The organism is Alteromonas sp. ABH4_452 (genome assembly GCF_056311825.1).
Genome location: NZ_CM149973.1, coordinates 171,374 through 192,529, shown reverse-complemented (window position 1 = coordinate 192,529; position 21,156 = coordinate 171,374). Strand labels below are relative to the sequence as shown.

General features: G+C 45.3%; 19 protein-coding genes. 12 read left to right on the top strand and 7 right to left on the bottom strand.

The features are described from left to right. Positions 1–28: 28 nt before the first annotated feature. Positions 29–859: a mechanosensitive ion channel family protein gene (locus ACYX4N_RS00800; RefSeq protein ID WP_476055290.1), complete on the bottom strand. Its 831-nt coding sequence runs from the start codon at positions 857–859 to the stop codon at positions 29–31. Between the two features lie 289 nt (positions 860–1,148). Here ACYX4N_RS00800 and ACYX4N_RS00795 point away from each other — a divergent pair, with 289 nt between their 5' ends. Next, on the top strand, positions 1,149–2,330 hold the full coding sequence (locus tag ACYX4N_RS00795) for a BaiN/RdsA family NAD(P)/FAD-dependent oxidoreductase (protein ID WP_476055289.1): 1,182 nt from the start codon (positions 1,149–1,151) through the stop codon (positions 2,328–2,330). On the opposite strand, the gene ACYX4N_RS00790 is transcribed toward ACYX4N_RS00795, so the two are convergent. Further along, on the bottom strand, positions 2,327–2,806 hold the full coding sequence (locus ACYX4N_RS00790) for a hypothetical protein (protein ID WP_476055288.1): 480 nt from the start codon (positions 2,804–2,806) through the stop codon (positions 2,327–2,329). The genes ACYX4N_RS00795 and ACYX4N_RS00790 overlap by 4 nt on opposite strands. A gap of 210 nt (positions 2,807–3,016) precedes the next feature. Between ACYX4N_RS00790 and ACYX4N_RS00785 the strand changes: the two genes are divergently transcribed. Both ACYX4N_RS00785 and ACYX4N_RS00780 read left to right on the top strand, forming a co-directional pair. Further along, entirely contained in the window at positions 3,017–3,325 is a 309-nt protein-coding gene (locus tag ACYX4N_RS00785; protein WP_476055287.1) for a hypothetical protein, read from the top strand. A gap of 129 nt (positions 3,326–3,454) precedes the next feature. Further along, a complete protein-coding gene (locus ACYX4N_RS00780; protein ID WP_476055286.1) occupies positions 3,455–5,038 on the top strand; it encodes a GGDEF domain-containing protein in 1,584 nt (527 codons plus the stop codon). Positions 5,039–5,045: 7 nt separating this feature from the next. On the opposite strand, the gene ACYX4N_RS00775 is transcribed toward ACYX4N_RS00780, so the two are convergent. Next, a complete protein-coding gene (locus ACYX4N_RS00775) occupies positions 5,046–5,930 on the bottom strand; it encodes an ArgP/LysG family DNA-binding transcriptional regulator (protein ID WP_476055285.1) in 885 nt (294 codons plus the stop codon). Positions 5,931–6,147: 217 nt separating this feature from the next. Here ACYX4N_RS00775 and ACYX4N_RS00770 point away from each other — a divergent pair, with 217 nt between their 5' ends. After that, positions 6,148–6,750 carry a LysE/ArgO family amino acid transporter gene (locus ACYX4N_RS00770; protein WP_179981984.1) on the top strand — a complete coding sequence of 201 codons (603 nt, stop codon included), beginning with the start codon at positions 6,148–6,150 and terminating at the stop codon, positions 6,748–6,750. Positions 6,751–6,859: 109 nt separating this feature from the next. After that, on the top strand, positions 6,860–7,177 hold the full coding sequence (locus ACYX4N_RS00765) for a DMT family transporter (RefSeq protein WP_334058715.1): 318 nt from the start codon (positions 6,860–6,862) through the stop codon (positions 7,175–7,177). 118 nt (positions 7,178–7,295) lie between these two features. Here ACYX4N_RS00765 and ACYX4N_RS00760 read toward each other — a convergent pair whose 3' ends face one another. Beyond that, entirely contained in the window at positions 7,296–8,012 is a 717-nt protein-coding gene (locus ACYX4N_RS00760; RefSeq protein WP_476055284.1) for a DUF1499 domain-containing protein, read from the bottom strand. A gap of 161 nt (positions 8,013–8,173) precedes the next feature. Between ACYX4N_RS00760 and ACYX4N_RS00755 the strand changes: the two genes are divergently transcribed. From ACYX4N_RS00755 to ACYX4N_RS00730, 6 genes are all read left to right on the top strand, one after another. Continuing rightward, the gene (locus tag ACYX4N_RS00755; RefSeq protein WP_476055283.1) at positions 8,174–8,845 is read left to right on the top strand and encodes a DNA-J related domain-containing protein; all 672 of its coding nucleotides are present in this window, start codon (positions 8,174–8,176) and stop codon (positions 8,843–8,845) included. A gap of 309 nt (positions 8,846–9,154) precedes the next feature. After that, positions 9,155–10,300, top strand: a complete 1,146-nt coding sequence (locus tag ACYX4N_RS00750) for an efflux RND transporter periplasmic adaptor subunit (RefSeq protein ID WP_474802939.1) — start codon at positions 9,155–9,157, stop codon at positions 10,298–10,300. 21 nt (positions 10,301–10,321) lie between these two features. Beyond that, entirely contained in the window at positions 10,322–13,420 is a 3,099-nt protein-coding gene (locus ACYX4N_RS00745; protein WP_476055282.1) for an efflux RND transporter permease subunit, read from the top strand. Between the two features lie 58 nt (positions 13,421–13,478). Continuing rightward, complete coding sequence (locus ACYX4N_RS00740; protein WP_118490741.1) at positions 13,479–13,976, top strand: alpha/beta hydrolase; 498 nt, start codon at positions 13,479–13,481, stop codon at positions 13,974–13,976. Positions 13,977–14,308: 332 nt separating this feature from the next. Continuing rightward, entirely contained in the window at positions 14,309–16,156 is a 1,848-nt protein-coding gene (locus ACYX4N_RS00735; RefSeq protein ID WP_476055281.1) for a GNAT family N-acetyltransferase, read from the top strand. Next, positions 16,146–17,126 (top strand): histone deacetylase family protein, encoded by a 981-nt coding sequence (locus tag ACYX4N_RS00730; protein WP_476055280.1) that lies wholly within the window; start codon positions 16,146–16,148, stop codon positions 17,124–17,126. The genes ACYX4N_RS00735 and ACYX4N_RS00730 overlap by 11 nt, the downstream gene beginning before the upstream one ends. Positions 17,127–17,161: 35 nt before the next feature. Here ACYX4N_RS00730 and ACYX4N_RS00725 read toward each other — a convergent pair whose 3' ends face one another. The 3 genes from ACYX4N_RS00725 to ACYX4N_RS00715 form a co-directional block, all read right to left on the bottom strand. Continuing rightward, the gene (locus ACYX4N_RS00725) at positions 17,162–17,902 is read right to left on the bottom strand and encodes a MauE/DoxX family redox-associated membrane protein (protein WP_476055279.1); all 741 of its coding nucleotides are present in this window, start codon (positions 17,900–17,902) and stop codon (positions 17,162–17,164) included. A 121-nt stretch (positions 17,903–18,023) separates the two neighbouring features. Next, complete coding sequence (locus ACYX4N_RS00720) at positions 18,024–18,542, bottom strand: DUF6436 domain-containing protein (RefSeq protein WP_476055278.1); 519 nt, start codon at positions 18,540–18,542, stop codon at positions 18,024–18,026. Between the two features lie 38 nt (positions 18,543–18,580). After that, positions 18,581–20,062, bottom strand: coding sequence for a methyl-accepting chemotaxis protein (locus tag ACYX4N_RS00715; protein WP_476055277.1), 1,482 nt, complete (start codon positions 20,060–20,062; stop codon positions 18,581–18,583). Positions 20,063–20,233: 171 nt separating this feature from the next. On the opposite strand from ACYX4N_RS00715, the gene ACYX4N_RS00710 reads away from it, so the two are divergent. Beyond that, complete coding sequence (locus ACYX4N_RS00710; RefSeq protein ID WP_476055276.1) at positions 20,234–21,115, top strand: ATP-grasp domain-containing protein; 882 nt, start codon at positions 20,234–20,236, stop codon at positions 21,113–21,115. The last annotated feature ends 41 nt before the right edge of the window (positions 21,116–21,156 follow it).

The window sequence follows — 21,156 nt, the reverse complement described above, 5'->3', positions numbered from 1 at the left end:
TACTAGGACGTTATTTTTTACCTACGCACTATGCGTTTTCGTTTACCACAATCACTTTGCGGTGCGGGAACGGAATCTCGATATTCGCTTCATCTAGCGCTTTCTTCACCTGTTCTGGCACTGAGAATAGTATGTCGAAGTAGTGTTCACCGTGACAGAATGGACGCACAATAAAGTCTACTGAGCTATCGTTAAGAGTAGACACTTCAACAAATGGTGCTGGGTCTTTAAGTACGTTCGGGTGGTCTGCCAACACTTTATCGATAACGGCACGAGCGGCATCAATGTTTTCGTTGTAGGCAATACCAAAGGTCATGTCTACACCGCGAATTTCATGATGAGAGTGGTTTACAATTTGCTCGCCCCAAATTTGGCTATTCGGAATGATAATTTGCTGATTATCGAAGGTTTGCAAAATAGTAGTGAATAAGTCTATTTCGGTTACTTTACCGAACTTACCCGCAGCATCGACAAAGTCATTCACTTTATAAGGGCGGAAGATAAGTAGCATGACACCTGCAGCCAAGTTAGATAGTGTGCCTTGAAGTGCTAAGCCTATCGCCAAACCTGCGGCACCTAAGAGGGCAATAATAGACGCTGTTTGAACGCCAAAGCGATTAAGTACTGCTATACCCACAAATGCAAGAATGGTGTAGCGCGCTACACTACCAAAGAACTTAAAAAGGGTGTCATCAAGTTGAGGGTGGCTATTCGCAATGGCGACAATAGCGTTATACACCTTGCTTGCTACCCAAAGACCAATAATTAGAATGGCTAGGGCTAGAAGTATATTGGTGGCCCAAGCTAATGCTGCAGGCAGATACTCATTAATATCGAGTGATGCTAAGAACTCTTCCATGGATACAATCCTCTGTAATTTGTGAAGTAGTTACTGCTTGATTTGTTCGTTTGTTCGTTAAAATTGAGTTGCACCTCAATCTTGGAGCGTATTTATAGAGGAATTAAAATTTCTTTAGTATTGTTAAAAAGTATTAAAACCCATAATTTTCTACTAAAGAACTAGATTAAATTTACAGTAAGATTGGGCTTTGCGTTGTGCAGCAAGGCTTATTACGTATAATCCCGAACTCTCAACCTACGCTTGAACGTGCGTAAGTATTTTTAGCTTGATGTAAGGTGAATACAGGGTGATTAAGCGCGATGTTATTGTTATTGGAGCAGGTGCAGCAGGGCTTTTCTGCGCGGCACAGGCAGGCGCGCGAGGTCGCAGCGTAGAAGTACTCGATCATGCCAAAAAAGTTGGCCGTAAGATCCTTATGTCAGGTGGTGGTCGTTGTAATTTCACCAACATGTATGCTGAACCTGCCAATTTCTTATCGCAAAACCCTCACTTTTGTAAGTCGGCACTAAGTCGCTATACCCAATGGGACTTTATTGGCTTGGTTGCCGAGCATGGTATTGCCTATCACGAAAAAACCTTAGGCCAATTGTTTTGTGATGATAGCGCCAAAGAGATCGTCGATTTGTTGCTTAACGAATGCAATAAAGCAGGCGTTACCATTACTATCCGCTGTGAAATCACAAGCGTAGAAAAAGTTGAGAGTGGGTACTTACTAACAACTTCCAATGGCGAATATAGCTGTGAGTCTTTAGTAATCGCAACCGGTGGTTTAAGTATGCCAAAGCTGGGGGCGACGCCATTTGGTTACAAAATTGCCGAACAATTCGGCATGAACGTATTACCCACACGCGCGGCTCTCGTGCCCTTTACATTACACGATAAAGACAAAGAGACTCTGGCAGAACTTAGCGGTATAGCCGTTGACGTGTACGCCAGCTGTAACGACACCACGTTTAAAGAGGCAATGCTCTTTACCCACCGTGGTTTGAGCGGCCCTGCTATGCTGCAAATTTCAAGTTATTGGGAGGCAGGTGACAGCTTAAGCATTAATACGCTGCCCAATGACGATGCCGCTGCACTTATACAAACTGCTCGCACCGAAACGCCAGATGCACTGCTTGCTACCTGCTTAAATAAAGTATTCCCCAAACGCATGGTGCAAAGCTTTATCGAATATCATAACTGGCGCAATGTACCGGTAAAACAGCTTACTCATAGCGAGTGCGACGCTATTGCTGATACGCTAGAAAATTGGCAAATAAAGCCAAACGGCACAGAAGGCTATCGAACAGCGGAAGTCACCATAGGTGGCGTAGACACCAACGAACTTTCATCAAAAACTATGATGGCAAAAAATGTTGAAGGCCTTTACTTCATAGGCGAAGTGGTCGACGTTACCGGCTGGCTCGGCGGCTTTAACTTCCAGTGGGCATGGAGCAGCGGATGGGCAGCAGGGCAGGTGGTTTAGAACGACATACCAATTGCTAACCCAGCAACAACGGCGCTTTTGTGGTTTCGGTGATAGTCATAATGAAGCTGGGGCGACACGGTAAAGCCCGACATTTCAAACTCATACAAAAAGCCCACTCGGGCCACCTCCATTTTATGGCTGCCGTGGAACTCAACGCCAGGGCCTATTTGAGCGATAAAATTGTTGGTGATGTGAAGGTCGGCGACGAGTAAATAAGTGTAGGCATCTAAATCTTCAAACGCGTATTCAGCAACAAAACCCACCCCTAAAAAGTCGCTAAGCCTATATTCGTAATCGATGCCCAAGGTAAATGCATTGCCACACTCTTTTGTGTAGGTAGTGCCCACAAGAGCAGACAAGTGGTGAGGGGACGTTTGCCAATGATGAGCATTTCCATGTGCTGCCTCTTTAGCTTCAGCAGCGGGGGTAAATACCAAGAAAGTGGCCATACCTAGAAGTGTTGGTATTCGCATAAAGGAGCTCGCTTTTTTACTTGTGACTTCCTAGAAGATTAAACCTCTAGCACTTAGCTAAGCGTAGGAGGTATACCTCATTTTCACCAATGAACTTTAGTTGTAGTCATTGTTAGGGCATAGGAATGAACGTAAGGCCCCTTTTCTTGGCTGCTATCTATATTTGTGATTTACCGCTAAGGTATACGAGCAAATAAAAGGGATGCGAAAATGCAAAACGAGACTGAAAAACAACTATTTTTAGACGCCTGTAAAGCGCAATTGGTAAGCCTTTACAAGGCAAGTAAAGAGGGGAAAAAAGTAGAGGCAGAAAAGTATCGAGTGCAAGGATTCATGCACGCCGGTGAAGTAATGGGCTTAATCAGCAAAGAAGAAGGTAAGGCCCTTATAGCCGATTTGCACATGGAAGTATTTGGAGAAACCATTAACGAAAGGGCACAGAGAAAGCGCAAACTCGAAGCATTAAAAGAAACAGACTTAGATGCTTATTTTGCAATACCAGCCATTGAACGGCGTTAAATAAAAGTAAAATTTTTCGAGCGAACTTAAATTTATAAACTAAGCTTAATATGTGTTGGTTTTTATACCTAAATATAACCGAGCATAACTTATCTTAGTGTAATAGCCGTACAGGGATATTTTTGCTACATGGATTTGGCTGCGGTACCAGTAGGAAGCAAATCTATGACATGGCGTGTGTCACGTAATTTTATTCGCTTATTTATCGGGCTTTTTTTATGTGCAGCAAGTGCCCACTCGCTTGCTAAATGCAACTTCGAAAACGAAATTGATGCACCCACTTCAACAACCTTTCTTCTTAAAGCGGGTGATCAGCGACTTGCGCTAAGCTGTAATGTCGATGCGCAGCATGTTCTGTATTTTCCGCGTAATTATATTAATTACAACCAGCTATACGATAGCAAAATGCGCAAAGTTGAAAGGCTACCTAGTGCCTTTGAAGCATACATAATCGACAGCTCAAGCAATCGCTTTTATCTGGATGTTAACGCACAGGTGGAACGCCGCGTGTCGTTTAAAGTGACGCCCCTTGGTGATTTTCATAAGTTTGCTTCTATTCACACCCTCACAATGAGCTTATTTGTTGGCTTTTGTTTGGCGCTTACCTTATACGTAGGCATGCTGGGAACTAGCATGAGAAACTATGGCTTTTATTCTTACAGTTTTTACGTTTTTAGCGCAGGTGCATTCTTCTTAGTACAAGAAGGGCTTTTAAGTATTGTCTTTCCTCAGGTGGTGCAGCTAGCGAGCATGCAATTGCACTTATTGCTTGTAGGTATCTCAATGTTTGCTTCGTTTAAGTTCCTAGATTTGTTGTTAGATTTTAAGGCGTTGTTAAAGGCGTGGCAGCGCCAATTTATTCTAGGAATGGCTTGTGCGGCACTAGCTGTTTCTATCGTCCAACTTGTTCTTCCTGACGTATACTTAACAAAAGTAAACCAAATGCTTAGTCTTATCACGTTGATAGCGATGCCATGTACACTAACAAGTTGTGTCTATGCCGCTTATCGCAAGGTACATTGCGCGAATTTAGTACTGTTGGGAATTGCGTTAATGGTATTTTCTATGCTATTTCGCCTCGTTTTCGTGGATTTTTCACCATTTATGTACCGGTATGGTTTAATTATAGGCTTAACTATCGAAGCCTTTATTTTCGCCATAGCAACGTCAAGAAAAGTGAAGAAGCTTAATGACGACAGGCTTAGTGCATTTAAACGCGCATCCACAGACTCATTATGTAATGTGTTAAACCGCAGCGGTTGGGAAGGTGTGGCGCAGTCGCTGCTGAATAACTTCAACAAAGAGGGTGGCTACTTAACACTTCTTTTCATTGATATTGATAAATTTAAAGAGATTAATGACCAATACGGACATAACGCAGGAGATAAGGTCTTGCAGGTGGTTGCAAAAATTTTAATGAGTCGCTGTCGCGAGCAAGACGCGGTAGGGCGCTTAGGGGGCGATGAGTTTGTGGTGTTAAGTCACTGCTATAGTGAAGGTCAGTCTGAGCGATTGGCCGCCCGCATTGAGGAAAGCTTATCCGAGCGTGATATCAGAACAGAAAACGTGGTGATAAACACCACGGCGAGTGTAGGCGCTTACATCACAAAAGAACGCTACAAAGACTTGCCGAGCTTGTTAAACAAAGCCGACAAATTGATGTATAGCGTCAAAGAAAAGCGTAAGAACGCCGAGTATGCTACTAGCTCTTGATGTGGCGTTATCTTAATTGTGCCTTCGCGACTTGCTTAACAGCTTTAGTAAGGTCGGCAAGCGCAGCCGACTCGAGCGTTGCATAGTGCCAAAAAAGAGGAACCGCTAGCGCCTTGTCTGGGAAAAGCGCAATAAGCTCGCCTTCTTTCACTTCTTGTGCCACCTGAAGAGTCGGGAGTAGGGCCCACACCACGCCGTCCAGCGCCATTTTTACAAATCCGTGAGATGAGGGATACCAGTGACACGTGGTAAAAGTAGGCGAAATATTTAAACATTCCCTTTGATAGTCAGTAAGTAACGTAACATCGTATTCATCATATAAAAGGCCTGGCGTATTCATCACGTTTTCAGGCGTTATGCCCTTGTGAAGATATCGCTCAACAAACCGTGGTGACGCATAAAGCTGATAGCGCATGGTGCCCAATCTTACCGATTGCCCGCCAGTAACCGGTGTACCTGTTTGACTAATACACGCCATAACGCGGCCTTGCTGAAGAATATCTCGAGTTTGTGTTTGATCTGCGTTAACAATGTGAACAGGATTGGCCCGCTTACCGCTAAATACTGCCATAACTTGCGAAAACCAAGTGGCAAGCACGTCGTTATTCACCGCCACGCTGATAGGTACCGCCGAGGCTTCTAAACCACTCTGTATATTCAGCGCTTCTTCTAGCACACTCACTTTTTGTATATGCGCTAGCAATTCTTGCCCTAACGGTGTAGCACGAAGGGGCTTTGTTCGCACCATAACAGGGCCGCCCACGCTTTGTTCAAGACGTTTAATTTTTTGCGACACCGCAGACTGCGTAAGGTTTAACGCTTGAGCACCTTTTTCAAAGCCACCATAGCGCAGTACTTCATGAAAGCATCGAAGCGCATCGTAATCGAGCATTTTATAGAACCTGTGAAAGGAAAGTTAAAGCTATTAATTTTGCTAATTAAATACAAGTATCATTAATTTAATTAAGTATCGCAAGCTGTATAAAATAGCGCCACTTCAAATTCTTGTTTGGCCGGCTACACCTAACGTTAGGCACCATAAAGCCAAGCAGCGAAAGACCGAGCAATAGAACCGTACTTTCAATTTATTATTTTAAGAGGCATTTGGCATGTTAGCGGCAGCAACGAGTGGTTTTGTAATGGGCGGCACCCTTATTATCGCAGTAGGTGCGCAAAACAGCTTTCTGATTGAGCAGTCCATGAAAAAACAGTGGACCACACTATTTGTCTTACTATTTATTCTAAGCGATGCCATTTCTATTAGTTTGGGTGCCATGGGCTTTGGCTTATTGCTGCAAGAGTACCCAATGCTAGTTACGGTAACCAAGTGGGCTGGCGTAGCCTTTTTGTTGTGGATTGCGTTTAACAAAATAAAGTCTTCGCTGGCTAATGATGCCCTTGTATTAGAAATGGCACAAAAGCAGCTGTCGTTTAAAAAAGCGCTACTTATTGCGTTAGCAGTAACTTGGCTAAATCCACACTTTTATTTAGATACATTGCTGCTAATGGGTAATCTGGCGAGCCAGTGGCAGGAGAATAAATGGTGGTTTGTGGGTGGTGCGATTGGGGCATCTATTGTGTGGTTTATTGGTTTAAGTACGCTGACAGCGCGCTTTGCCCACCACATGCAGCGTCCTAACTTTTGGCGCTGGTTCAATCGTTTAAACGCAGCAGTATTAGGTATGGTCAGCATTCAGTTGGCTAGCCTTTAGTAAGAAAAACGCTGAATAGCAACATGCTAAGATGCACTGAATATCATCCTATAGCCGTGCAGGTATATTCTACCGATAAGCCAAAACAAGTAATTTTAAGGATACATAAGTGAGCTGGATTTATTTGATTGTTGCGGGCTTACTGGAAATTGGGTGGCCCGTAGGACTTAAGATGTCGCAAGAAGCAGAAACCCGTGTTATGGGAATTCTGCTAGCCATAGGTTTCATGGCTGCCAGTGGTTTTTGCCTTTGGATGGCACAAAAGCAAATACCCATAGGTACAGCGTATGCTGTATGGACGGGGATAGGTGCCGCGGGCACGTTTTTAGTAGGCGTAATGTTTTACGGCGACCCGTCGTCCTTAGCGCGTTACTTTGGCGTGGCGCTTATTGTGGCCGGCGTTGTGGTACTCAAACTCGCGCACTAGTACTACAAAACCGAGCTCTGTTTTTAATGGCTGTGTTTAGCCCGTTTGATAAAAATAAAAAGCCCGACAGTGATTCACTGTCGGGCTCTTATATATCTGCTGAGCTTTTCAGGTTGGTTTAGTGATAACCCAGTTGATTTCTTAACTCGGCCATAAAGGTTTCGATGCGTTCAGCATTTTTGCCTAAGTCACTTTTACCTACGCGCGACTTACTGCGAATATCAACAAGGGTATCGTCGCTTTTAACTGTTAAGCGAATAACCACATCGTCCTTAAACCCAAACCACGCCGTTGTATCTGTGGCTTCTAGTGTGTTTGGCAGTGCGCCCTCATTTACGCGTTCCCAACCCAGAGCTTCTATGGCTTTTTCAGCAGCCATATAAACTTCGTTTATAGGTTGAGGAAGCAGCTGAGTTTTAATTTCAGGGTATGCTTCAAGCTGTTGCTTCGTCACATCACCGCCTTCATAGGCAATAGAATTTGGCGCACCTTCTCTAAGCGGTGCAATGGCAACAAATTCAGGCGGGTTTGTAACATCAGTGGTGATATCGTGAATTGGCGGTACGGCGCTAGCTTTACTCATCATGCTAACGGGCATGCCAACGGCTACTAAAGCAAGAACAGCACATACAAACGTACTACCCCAACTTACGTTCTTACGATTAATCAATACTTGTAAAATAATGAGTATTAACGCTGCACCACCTACGTATACACCAAAGCGTAGTGACGTAAATGCGGTGCCTAAACTGACACCAGCATACTGATATAGTGGTCCGGGTAACACCACCATCAAAAAACCAACAATACTGGTAAGGGCAATGAGTGCTTTCAAGGGAACTCCAAAGTTATTCTTTTTAGTTTGACCAACCTACTTTAACAGCGAAAGCGGTAATTTGGTTTACTTTCGACAAAGAAAAATTCGACTAGGCCCGCGTGTAACATATTTGTACACTGATCTAATCTTCTATCGAAGTTAATTTATAGGTACCAAGTTTGTATACACAACCAGAAACCAGCCACACGTACGCAATGCAAGCTGAACTCCTCGTTGATATTTTATCGACGCAAAAAAGCCAGTTTATCAATGGCATTACTGAATATGCGCTTATTGAAAATTTAAAAAAGCCGCCTTATCAGCTTTTCGATGAAGATGCTTTGCGTGACCCGCTCATGCTTTTTAAAACGCACTTTATTCTGTTTCATGCACTGTACCAGTTGAGGCAGTATTGGATAGAACAGAACGAAGGTGTGTTAGAGATTCACGCACTTGGCATAAAGTTAAACCTGTTTAACGAGCGTCATTTGACGCAAAGCAATGATGGTTTAGGTGTGACGACGCTGGAAAACCCTGACCCACTTGCTGCGTATTATCTAAATTGGGAGAATTTTGAAGAGGCTGATCGCGATAAGGTCGATAACCTACTAAACGCGTTTTGGGAAAGAATGTTGAAGGGAGATACTGTTAGCTATACGCAAGGTGATATTGAAAAAGCGCATGCTTTGCTTGGTCTTTCCCTGAACGAGCCTATCACGCTGCTGCAGTTAAAACGTGTCTACAAACGCTCGCTGCAATCAGCACACCCTGATAAAGGTGGAACACAGCAAGATGCTCAAGCGGTCATACACGCCTATCAAATTCTTACCCGTTATTATTCGTTTAAATAGAACGTGCCTGAGCCTTTAACTTCGTATTATTCGCATAATGTATACAGGCTTCGGTAATTGACCGACAACATCGGTAACTTCAGCTTCATTGACTTTTCTTGTATGTGATAAATGCGCACAATATGACCTATAAGAGCGTAGATTCGTATCAATGATCGCTTAACTATGCCACGTCTTTTTCGATTATCCTCACGTCCAAGTTATAGGAGCAGGATGAATCGGCGCATTGGAAGCAAAACTTACGTTTAATTTATCCGTATAGAACGCAAATCGCGTTCTATGTGAAAGTTATTGGGAAATAGAAAATTTATGAGTCGCATTTTTTATGTTACTGCAGCACTAATAACACTATTAGGTGTTATTGGGTGTTCGAATGAAGGCGAGCAAGCACAGCAAGGTGCTCAGCAAGGTATGCCTGCACCATCGGTGTCGGTAGTTACGCTGAAACAGCAACCTGTAGTACATGAAATGGTGCTGCCTGGGCGGATAAGTCCATCGCGCCAATCGCAAGTGCGCCCTCAGGTGGATGGTGTTATCACTGAGCGCTTGTTTGAAGAAGGCGCATATGTGGAAAAAGGGCAACAGCTATATCAAATAGATGAAGCGCGTTACCTGGCCCAATTAAACAGTGCCAAAGCGGATCTGAAAAGCGTTCAAGCAAATTTAAAGACCTTGGAAGCTAAGGCGCGACGTTACGACGACCTTGTTGCACAAAATGCAGTAAGTAAGCAGGAGTACGACGACGTAATTGCGCAAAAAGACCAAGCGCAAGCCGCTATCAGCGTAGCCGAAGCGGCAGTTGATGTGGCAAAGGTAAACATGGGCTACACCAAGGTATACGCGCCTATAAGCGGTCGAATTAGCCGTTCATATGTCACCGAAGGCACGTTGGTTACTACCAACCAGGCACAACAGCTAGCCACTATTACTCAATTAGACCCTGTTTATATTGATATGCAGGAGTCTGGTGCGTCTATCATCACGCTACGCCAGTCTATGCGTAAGCAAGGCTCAATGGATGTTGAACTAACAGTAGATGAAGTCACGGGCAAGCGCTACGAACAAACAGGTAGTGTGAAGTTTTCTGAAGTGACCGTGGATGAATCTACGGGCTCAGTTACCCTTCGCGCCGAAATGCCAAACCCTGATGGTGTGTTGCTTCCCGGCTTATTTGTAAAGGGCCATGTTATTACTGGTCGTGAAAATGCGCTTTTGGTTCCTCAACGTGCGACGACTCGCCAGCCAGACGGTTCGCTTTCGGTTTACGTAGTGAACCAGAACAATGAGGTAGAAGGCCGAACCTTAGAAATCGGCAAGGTCTACCGCGACCAGTACGTTGTAATAAATGGCGTGAGCGAAGGCGAAAAAGTCATTGTAACTGGCTACCAGAAGGTAAAGCCTGGGGCGAAAGTTAACCCGTCTGAATGGCAACCGTCATCACGTGGCTCACGATAGCAAACAAGGGATTTAAGTAATATGGCTCGTTTTTTCATAGACAGGCCCGTGTTTGCATGGGTGCTGGCAATTATCACAATGATGGCGGGTGTGTTGGCGATAACCTCACTCCCCATTGAACAATACCCTAAGGTAGCACCACCGTCGGTTACTATCTCGGCAACGTATCCTGGTGCTTCTGCAGAAACCGTTGAAAACTCGGTAACGCAGGTCATTGAGCAAAGCTTAACGGGTATCGATAATCTCCGTTATTTTTCGGCAAGTAGCTCTAACAGCAGCATGTCAATAACCCTGACGTTTGAGCCAGGTGCCGACCCTGATATTGCCCAGGTCCAGACTCAGAATAAGGTGCAGGGCGCGTTACCTTTACTGCCAACGCAGGTTCAGCAGCAAGGGGTTACCGTTACCAAGGCAAATAGTGCATTTGCATTAGCCGTAGGCTTCTATTCTGAAGACGATTCGATAACGCAGTATGACCTGAGTGACATGCTCGTCTCTAACTTTCAAGACCCTATTTCCCGAGTAAACGGTGTAGGTAACGTAAGGGTGTTCGGTGCGCAGCGCTCTATGCGCATTTGGCTAGACCCAGATAAACTGTACAGCTTCAACCTAACGCCAAATGACGTACAGGCCGCAGTTCAGGTACAAAATACCGATGTCTCAGCAGGTCAGTTGGGCGGGTTACCTGCTATCGAAAATCAGCAAATTAACGCCACTATTCAGGCACAAAGTCGCCTTCAAACCGTTGAAGATTTTGAAAATATCGTGCTACGTGTGAACACAGACGGTTCTCAGGTGCGTGTCCGTGATGTGGCCCGAGTAGAGCTGGGTGCGCAAAGTTACGATGTTATTGTTCGCTATGACCGTAAACCCGCGTCTGGTATGGCGATAAGCCTTGCTTCTGGCGCAAACGCGCTAGACACTATCAAAGCAGTGAAAGCTCGCGTTGAAGAGCTACGCTCAAATCTACCTGATACGGTGAAAGTGGTTTACCCCGTAGACAGTTCGCCTTTCATCGAGCTGTCTATAGAGTCAGTAGTACATACACTTATCGAAGCGGTTGTGTTGGTATTCTTAGTAATGCTGCTATTTCTTCAAAACTGGCGCGCTACGCTTATTCCCACCATTGCCGTACCTGTTGTACTACTCGGGACTTTCTCGGTGCTATTGGCCTTTGGTTTTAGTATCAACGTATTGACCATGTTTGCCATGGTGCTGGCTATCGGTCTTCTTGTTGATGACGCTATCGTTGTTGTAGAAAACGTTGAGCGTATTATGGAAGAAGAAGGCTTACCGCCTGCTGAAGCGACGAAGAAGTCTATGTCGCAGATCACTGGCGCTCTTGTGGGCATTGCCGCGGTATTATCAACGGTATTTATCCCGATGGCGTTCTTTAGCGGTTCAGCCGGGGCTATTTATCGTCAGTTTTCAGTAACTATTGTTTCAGCGATGGCGTTCTCTGTACTGGTGGCTATCGTGCTCTCGCCTTCTTTATGCGCCACGTTATTGAAGCAGCATTCTGAGGATCACGATAAAAATAAAGGTTTCTTTGGGTGGTTTAACCGCACGTTTAACAAAGGGCGCGACCGCTATCAGAAAACAACCAACCACATGGCGAAGCGTTTTAAGCGTTACTTCGTTGTATACGGCTTACTTGTGGGCGGAATGGTGTTTATCTTCAGTCAGCTTCCTGGTGCCTTCCTTCCAGATGAAGACCAAGGTCGAATGATGGTGTTGGTAAGCACGCCACCAGGCGCTACGGCAGGTCGTACGCTCGAATCCATTAAGCAAGTGGAAGACTACATTCTTGAGGAAGAGAGCGAAGCGGTTAACGGTATGTTTGCGGTAGTGGGCTTTAGCTTTGCAGGACAAGCGCAAAATGCCGGTATGGCATTCTTAAACTTCAACGACTGGAGTGTACGTGACGAGAGTAACTCGGCCTTTGCTGTAATGAACCGAGCTTTTGGCGCATTTGGCCAGATTCAAGATGCTTCAGCATTTCCTATTGTGCCACCACCTATTATGGAATTAGGTAACGCAACAGGCTTTGATATGCAGCTGGTGGACCGCGGTGGGAACGGCCACGAAGCCCTTATGAATGCCCGTAATCAGCTGTTAGGTATGGCGGCACAAAACCCGAAACTGGCGGGTGTTCGTCCTAACGGTTTAAGCGATGTGCCCCAATTCAAAATCAATATTGATAGTGAAAAGGCGTCTGCGCTTGGCTTAAATCTCAGTGATATTAACAGTGCGCTACAAATTGCCTGGGGTTCAAGCTATGTGAACGACTTTATTGATAAAGGGCGAATTAAGCGGGTGTACATGCAAGCGGACCTTCCTCATCGTATGACGCCGGAAGACCTTGAGAAATGGTTCGTGCGCAACAGCGATGGAGAAATGGTGGCTTTCAGCACCTTCTCAACAACCGAGTGGGTATATGGCTCGCCCAAGTTAGAACGCTTTAACGGTATATCGTCGGTAAACATACAAGGTAGTGCAGCACCAGGCATTTCTTCAGGTGAAGCTATGGCTGAAATGCAAAAGCTGGTTGAGCAGTTGCCGGCTGGTTTTGCCATTGAATGGTCAGGCTTATCTTATGAAGAACAAGAGGCTGGCTCTCAGGCGCCTATGCTTTATGCGCTTTCAATTTTAGTCGTATTCCTTTGCTTAGCTGCACTATACGAAAGCTGGTCGGTACCGTTTGCAGTAATGCTAGTGGTGCCATTAGGAATATTGGGCTCGGTTACCGCAGCCTTTATCTTTAATTTACCTAATGACGTTTATCTGCAGGTAGCGTTTTTAACGACGGTAGGCTTAGCGGCGAAAAACGCCATTCTTATCGTAGAGTTTGCTAAAGAGCAGTACGAAAAAGGTGAAGACCTGATGACTGCTGTATCTAATGCGGCTGCTCAGCGCTTCCGCCCAATATTGATGACGTCTATGGCATTTATTTTAGGGGTTACGCCTCTAGCACTTGCCAGTGGTGCAGGAGCGGCAAGCCAAAATGCTATTGGTATTGCAGTAATGGGCGGTATGTTTGCTGCGACCTTCTTAGCCATATTTTTCGTTCCCATGTTTTACGTTATGGTAGAAAAACTATTCCATAAGGAAGACAAGTAACGAGTAAGTACGCTAGAGTGGGAAGAAATTTTTCATTTTTTACATAGGGATATTGGTAATGACCACGGTTGTTTTTTCTCACGGTAAAGAAAGCGGGCCATGGGGCAGTAAGATAACCACGCTTTCGAATGTAGCAAACGATATGGGCTTTGGTGTTGAGAGTATCGATTATCAAGATCTCGATTGTCCCGAAGCCCGCTTAGAGCGCTTAAAGGAAACTATCGCTGAAAAGTGTAATGACGTTGTGTTAGTAGGTTCGAGTATGGGCGGGTATGTATCACTTGCTGCCGCAAGTCAAATTTCTGCCAGAGGCGTATTTTTGATGGCGCCAGCGCTTTATTTACCCAACTATAAAGTTCAACGTTTTCCGTACGACGGCTATGTTAGTCTAGTGCACGGCTGGAACGATGATATCGTGCCAATTGAGAACAGCCTTAAGTATGCCCGCCACCAAAAGGCGCAGCTGTTGCTGCTAAACGATGGGCATCGACTTGCGAACAGTAAGTCCGTTATTTCACCTTTCTTCAGAAATTGGTTGGAGAAATTCCGCTACTAGGGCGCTAAGTATCATGGCAACGGCTGCTGAGCTTTAGTGTTCTTAAGCTATGCTACCGTGCTTCGTTAGTGATCCACGCTAAATAATCAAAAGCGGCAAACTACACTAAGCAATACGCAAAATAACGCCTAGCAATTAAAAGCTAAAAACGCTGTTAGAAGCCTACTTATCGATAACCGCCTGGGTAACTATCGATGATGTAGGCTTTTTTGTATCTGCGTATTAGTTTGTAAGGGTAAGACTAATCGCTTATAGCGTTGCATCGGGTTAATACATGAAATTGCCTGTATTTATGGCATGATGGGATATTGCTTAAAACAGGGCAGGTGGAAATGGCATTTAACTTACCTCAAGGGCCGCAATGGTCGTCGTTGATAAAGTCAGGTTGTCGTGTCTTTGTTGGCGGAAACGCGGCGGTACCGCACGCGTTGGTTCAGCACCTTATTGATAACAGCGAAGGGTTCAGCGACATCGAACTGGTGCATATGTTGGCCTTAGGCGATACTCGATGGGTAAAAGACGAGTATAAAAACCTCTTTAAAGCCAATACCTTCTTTATCGGCGGCGAAGCCATGCGAAAGGCAGTTGATGAAGGTCGAGCCGACTATACCCCCGTATTCCTTTCTGAAATTTCAAGCTTGTTTAGCGATGGCACGCTGGCACTTGATGCTGCGCTGGTTAACGTAAGTCCACCCGATGAGTTTGGCTACTGCTCGCTAGGCCCAGCGGTTGATATTGCAATGTCGGCTATCAGGCAAAGCAAAAAAGTCATTGCTCAAATTAACCCTCAGGTGCCAAGAACCTCAGGGCACTCTTATATTCATATCAGCGAGATAACGGCGTGTATAGAAGCGGAAGAGCCACTAGTAGAAGTGACGCCGCCGCCAATAGATACAGTCGCAGAACGTATAGGCCAGTACGTATCTATGCTGGTGGATGATGGCGCTACGCTCCAATTTGGTATTGGAAAAATACCCAGCGCCACGCTGAAATATCTGTGTAATCACAAAGATTTGGGTATTCACAGCGAAATGCTTACCGATAGTATTATCGAGCTATTGGAATCTGGCGCGATTACGAACAAAAAGAAAACTTTCCACCCCGGTAAAATTGTTACCAGTTTTGCCATTGGTACACGCAAGCTATACGATTTAATCGACAGTAACCCGCATATTGAATTTTACCCAAGCAGCTATGTCAACAAGCCGACTAATATCGCTAAAAACGACAATATGGTTGCCATAAACAGTGCCCTTGAAGTGGACTTAACCGGGCAGGTAGTAGCCGACTCACTGGGCTATGACTTTTACAGTGGCATAGGAGGGCAGGTTGATTTCGTCACTGGCGCGTCTATTAGTAAAGGCGGTAAAGCCATTATTGCGCTTCCTTCTACGGCAAAAAATGAAACTATCTCCCGCATTACGCCGCGTATAAGCGAAGGCGCAGGCGTGGTCACCTCCCGCGGTAATGTGCAGTATGTGGTGACTGAGTACGGTATAGCGTCACTTAAAGGTAAGAGTATTCGAGAGCGTGCGCTAGAGCTTATTCGCGTGGCCCACCCTAAGTTCCGTGCAGCATTGTTAGAAGAAGTGCGTCAGCATTATTGGGTGCCCCATTATCAAGAAAAGTACCCCACAGATATCCCGGAGCTGGGAGCTATTCAGCTTAAAAAGCTTAATATTCAAGGCGAGACGTTCTACATGCGCCCTCTGAATCCGGCAGACGAAAGACGGCTGCAAGAATTCTTTTATTCCCACACAAAAGAAACATTAAGGCTGCGCTACAACTACGACCCGAAACAAATGTCCCGTGAAAAGTCGTGTAACTTGGTGTCGGTAGATCAAAGCTCTGATGCGGCGCTCTGTATTGTGAGGCAAGAGGGCTCGCGCATTACTATCCACGCAGTGGGGCGTTTTTACTACAACCCAAACGACAATACCTGCGAAGCTGCTTTTGTTACTCGAGAAACCCAGCAAGGAAAAGGCATGGCGAGCCGATTGTTAAACGAGCTTATCACGGTAGCAAAAATAAGAGGCATTGCGAAAATGATGGCCTATGTGCGTGGCGATAATAGCCCCATGATCACTATCTTCGAACAAGCTAAATTTAAACGGAAATTTACTGGCGACCCCAGTGATATAGAGTTAGTACTAGACGTGGCATCACTGCATGACAATTAAAATATTTCGAGGCAAACACGGCACCAAACACGATTTAGGCAAGGACCATCCCGAATCGCCAGACCGGTTATTTGCTATTGATGACCAACTGCTTTCGTCAGGATTAGATATGGTGTGTGAGCATGCTGACGCCACTCCCATTGCTGAAGCCTACCTGAAACTAGCGCACGACCCATATTATGTGAAGAGTGTGTTCGAGCATGCAGCTCAATCTATCTTTAACGACCACGAAAAAACGCTGTATTCAGAAAACAAAGACAATGTGGCTTGGTTAGATGAAGACACAGGTTTGATGCGCCACAGCTTAAATGCTGCGCTAGAGTCGGCGGGAGCAGGGTGTAATGCTGTCGATTGGGTAATGGAAGGCAATGACCGCCAAGCCTTCTGTGCCACTAGACCACCCGGGCACCACGCGACATACGATAGTGCTATGGGGTTTTGCATTTTTAATAACATTGTTATAGCTGCTCGCTACGCGCTTCAAAACTATGAGCTAAAACGGGTTGCCATTGTCGACTTTGATGTGCACCACGGAAATGGTACCGAGCAAATTGTCGCCGGCGACCAGCGCATAATGTTGTGCAGTAGTTTTCAGCATCCCTTCTACCCACACAGTGGCTCGCCGGTTTCAGCAAGTAATATTCTCTCGGTACCGCTTGAGGCTGGTGCTACGGGAGGCGTTTTTAGGGAAAAAGTGCAGTATTGGTTCGATGCATTACGTAACTTTCAGCCTGAACTGATTTTTATCTCTGCAGGCTTTGATGCTCATGCTGAAGACCCAATGGCTCATCTACGCCTAGTGGAAGATGACTATTTCTGGGTAAGCCAACAGCTTCGCGCCGTTGCCGATACATGTTGCGAAGGTCGTATCGTAAGTATGCTAGAAGGCGGCTATGACCTAAGTGCCTTGGGACGCAGCGTAGTGTCTCACCTAAAAGGCATGAGTCGTCCTATCGAAGACACTCAATAGGACGACGGGTTATCTAGCCTTAACAATCTTTTAGACTAGGCTAGCCATCTTGCAAGCATATAAAGACCCGCACCTAGCATAGCAAGGTTTTCTGTCAGTGAAATAAAGCCAAGGGGTAGATCTGAATTTCCGCCAACACAGGCACATTTAAGCTCTCGCTTATCGATATAGACTGCCTTGATAACTGAAACGGCACCGATAGCGCCGATAAAAATGGAAACCGGTGAAACCAATAAAGCTGGCAGCCCTGCTAACATGCCAAGCCCTGCAAATGCCTCTGCGAAAGGATAAATATACGCGTATCTAACGTGCTTCATTGCCAATAAATCATAGGTGATAAACTGGTTTGAGAAAGCCACTAAGTCTTGCAGCTTTTGGAGGGCAAGTATGACCATAGCCACTCCAATAAAATTCAATATAAAAGGCTCTAATCCTGCTGGTAGGCCACCCTTTAGCATAAGGGCAAACACCATGAGTGCCGCTAAGGAAAAAATTACGATAATAGGTGTGTAGCGCGATCCAAATTCACTTTCTTGTTTTAAATTGAAGTAATCTCTCAAGTCGTCATAACCGCCAATACGTTTATCGTCTATGAACGTCTGCGGGGTCGTTTTAACACCGTACTTTTCTTTAAAAGCGTCTGTTTCACTTCGATTAGACAAATGGTGATCATCGACCTTATAGCCTTTTCTTTCGAGCAGGTCTTTTGATTTGAGTCCAAAAGGGCAAATATGCTCAGGAGTGACCATGCGATAGAGGGTGGCGTGCTTAGACATAGTGGACTCCTTGTAAAGCTTTCACTAGATAGCTATGAGCGTGCAATATTTGCCCATTTTTTCCGCTATCTAAATTGATATTACGAGATACAAAGAGGGGTACATAATTTATGCCAGTGTTTCAGCAGAAACAACCTGTAGCATCAGTGTTAATAACGGCACCTGCATAGGGATGCAGCGTGGTGTAGCTTACCACCTGTTCGACGAGGTTTTTACCGGTAAAGCATCCATAGCCTGTGGCGTAAGGGCCAAGATAGCGAAGTTGCTTGTGTTTATCTAGCACGATAAGGGCCGGAAGGGCCTCTAGCATAGCTGTTAGCTCAGGTACATCTTCCACGTTTAACCTGACTTGGTGATAGTCATCCCCGAGCTTTGCTAGCAACTGAGACTGGTGTGGTTTTGTTAGCGTGTCGCAATAGCAGCGGGACTGAGTTCCCACATGAATGATAGAACCTGGTTGGATATCCTGTTTTTCTAATATTGCAACGAGGGTGGCGTCAAAGTCTGGCGCAGTCGTGCGGTGCAGCAATTCGCCGTTAGGGTCGAAGTCTGATAGCTGACGCTGGCCATATACCAATAGGGCGCAAAGCAGCCCTATCGCCCATAATATAAGTAGCAGCCAACTCGCCTTTTTATGCATGAGATAAAACGCTTTCGACTGTGCTTTAAGATTTGTGTTTAAAGCTTAAAGCGTTCAATTGCGCTGCGCATACGCTGAGAAATTTGTGACAACACTTCAACTTCACCTGCAAGTGATTCAGCGGTAGCAAGCTCTTCAGAAGTAAGTTCACTCAATCGCGCGGTGCTTTGCGCAATGGAAGCTGACGCGGTTTCTTGTTCCACAGCAGAGGTGGCAATTTCAGTCATACTTTCGCTGGCTTCGCGGATTTGCTGCATGATTTCTGACATGGCCGATGTGGCACTATCACTTGAAACAACAGCTTCATCGACCAGTTGTATACAGGTTTGCATTTGATCAACCGAACTGGCGGTTTGTGCTACTAGCTGTTCAGTAATGCTAGTAATTTGGTCTGCACTTTCTTTTGAGCGAATCGCCAGGGTGCGCACTTCGTCGGCTACCACGGCGAAACCGCGGCCGTGTTCGCCAGCGCGGGCCGATTCTATAGCTGCATTCAGTGCAAGCAAATTAGTTTGTTCAGCTACCGCAGTAATCGAGCGCATGGCATCAGAAATGTGGGAACATTGTTCGTTAAGAGCCGAGTTAGTCTGCGCCGCAGCATTTAGCGTGTTGCGCAACGAGTCTATTGTTTTACTGGATTGAGAAATAGAGTCGCGGGTAGACTGGGAGGCACTTTGCGCTGCTGACGCTTTATCACTAGCAAGGGTAGTTTGCTCTGTTGAAAGCTGCATGGTTTGTGCGATTTCTTCTGACGATGCCGACACCATGGCAAGTTCTTGGTCAGTATTTCTGCTAATTTCAAACATGTTATTAGCCGCTAACTCCATATTTGAAGCCCCTTTTACCACTTCATCAGTCAAGTTAGAAGCAAGCTCGATGAGAGATTTCACTTGATCAATAAGTTCAGCGAAAGGCCTGACTATTTTATTGCCGCGATTTAGCTCAACGGACAAATCAAGCTTGCCATCAGTCTGTTGCATGGTTTCAATGGCCAGGCGTAGCTCGGCGGCGCCTGCACCTTCATGATGGGCTTGCTTAGCCATGTACATCAATACGCCACCTTCTGTTAATGCAAAAGCTGCGTGCATAAGCAAGATAGTAAAGGCAACATGACCTTCTTCAAAAATCATTACTGGCGCGCCGCCTGCCTGCAGAAAAAAGAACGAAATATGATGAACTGCTACAACCGCAGTCCCTGTTGCAACTACTTTCCAGTCTCTGAAATAAGAAAGAAAGGCAAGAAGTACAAAAATTTCAAAGTGAATTTCAATCAACCCAAAAGATTGATGAATATGAAGCGCAGTTAGCAATTGAACGCCGATTGCCATAGCATGGCGGCTTATCGCCGAGTAAGGATTTTGAAGGCTGAGTACAAGTGGCAAAGCTGCAATAGGAATACCAAAGATAAACGCAGGTAAAAGTTCACCTGTAAACACACCAATAGCTACAGCAATGAGTAATTGTATAACAATCACAACGCGAAAAATTTTGTGACCTTCAAGGAGCCAAGGGTACTGCATGCCGATCTCCGATGGTTATTTAGATTAAGTGTAGGTTAAAAATAATAGGTGTGCTAATTTCGCTGCAGTCTACGCAGATTGCGGTGTCTACGCTATTTAACTTTGGTATAGATACTTAAATTATTACAAAACTTTAATGCGCCGAAGCCCGTGTAAATTGAGGACTCAGTTATGCCTGCTATCGCTTTTTTATCGACCGATAATCTTGAAGATTTTTTCGTCTATGATGAATTATTAATACCGTTTTTCGAACAACGCGGGTGGACTGTAAAAACGGTCTCTTGGCATAGCGCCTCGCCGAATTGGGATAAGTTTGACTATGTTATTGTTCGCAGCACGTGGGATTATCAGCAGCACGCTGAAGAATTTTTAGCTTGTTTAGAAGGCATTGAGGCGTCGAGTGCGGTGTTATTAAACCCGATATCCTTGATGAAGTGGAATATTGAAAAACACTACCTTAAAGACTTGCAGAGCAAAGGGGTTCCTATTGTCGAAACAATGTGGGGAAGCGAGTTTAATAACAATGTTATAGAGGAAGCGTTTGCGCAATTTGGTTGTGACACTGTGGTGGTTAAACCCACGCTGAGTGCTAACGCTGATGATACTTTCAAGCTTTCTGCTGCCGACTGGCGTGAGGGGCATGTGAATCAGAAAGTACTTTACGATACATTTCACCAGCGGGATTTTATGATTCAACCGTTCTTAAGTAGCGTTGTTGATGAAGGGGAGTATTCATTATTTTATTTCGGTGGTGAGTTTAGCCATGCCATTAAGAAAGTGCCGCAAAAAGGCGACTTTCGCGTGCAAGAAGAGCATGGCGGCAGCTTGCACTCTATAACCGTAGACAATGAACAACTGGCTATCGCTGAAAAAGCACTGGCAGCTACGCCGTGTGATGCATTGTATGCGCGGGTTGATTTGGTGAAGCAGGGTAATAATTGGGCGATAATGGAGCTTGAACTCATTGAACCCTCGTTGTATTTCAACCTTGACCCCCAGTCTCCGCTTCGCTTTGTAGAGGCTTTATTGAAATTCCACGCGTCAGTGCAGTGAAAAAAAAGCGGCGTGCACACTCTGAATCTGCAAGCCGCTAT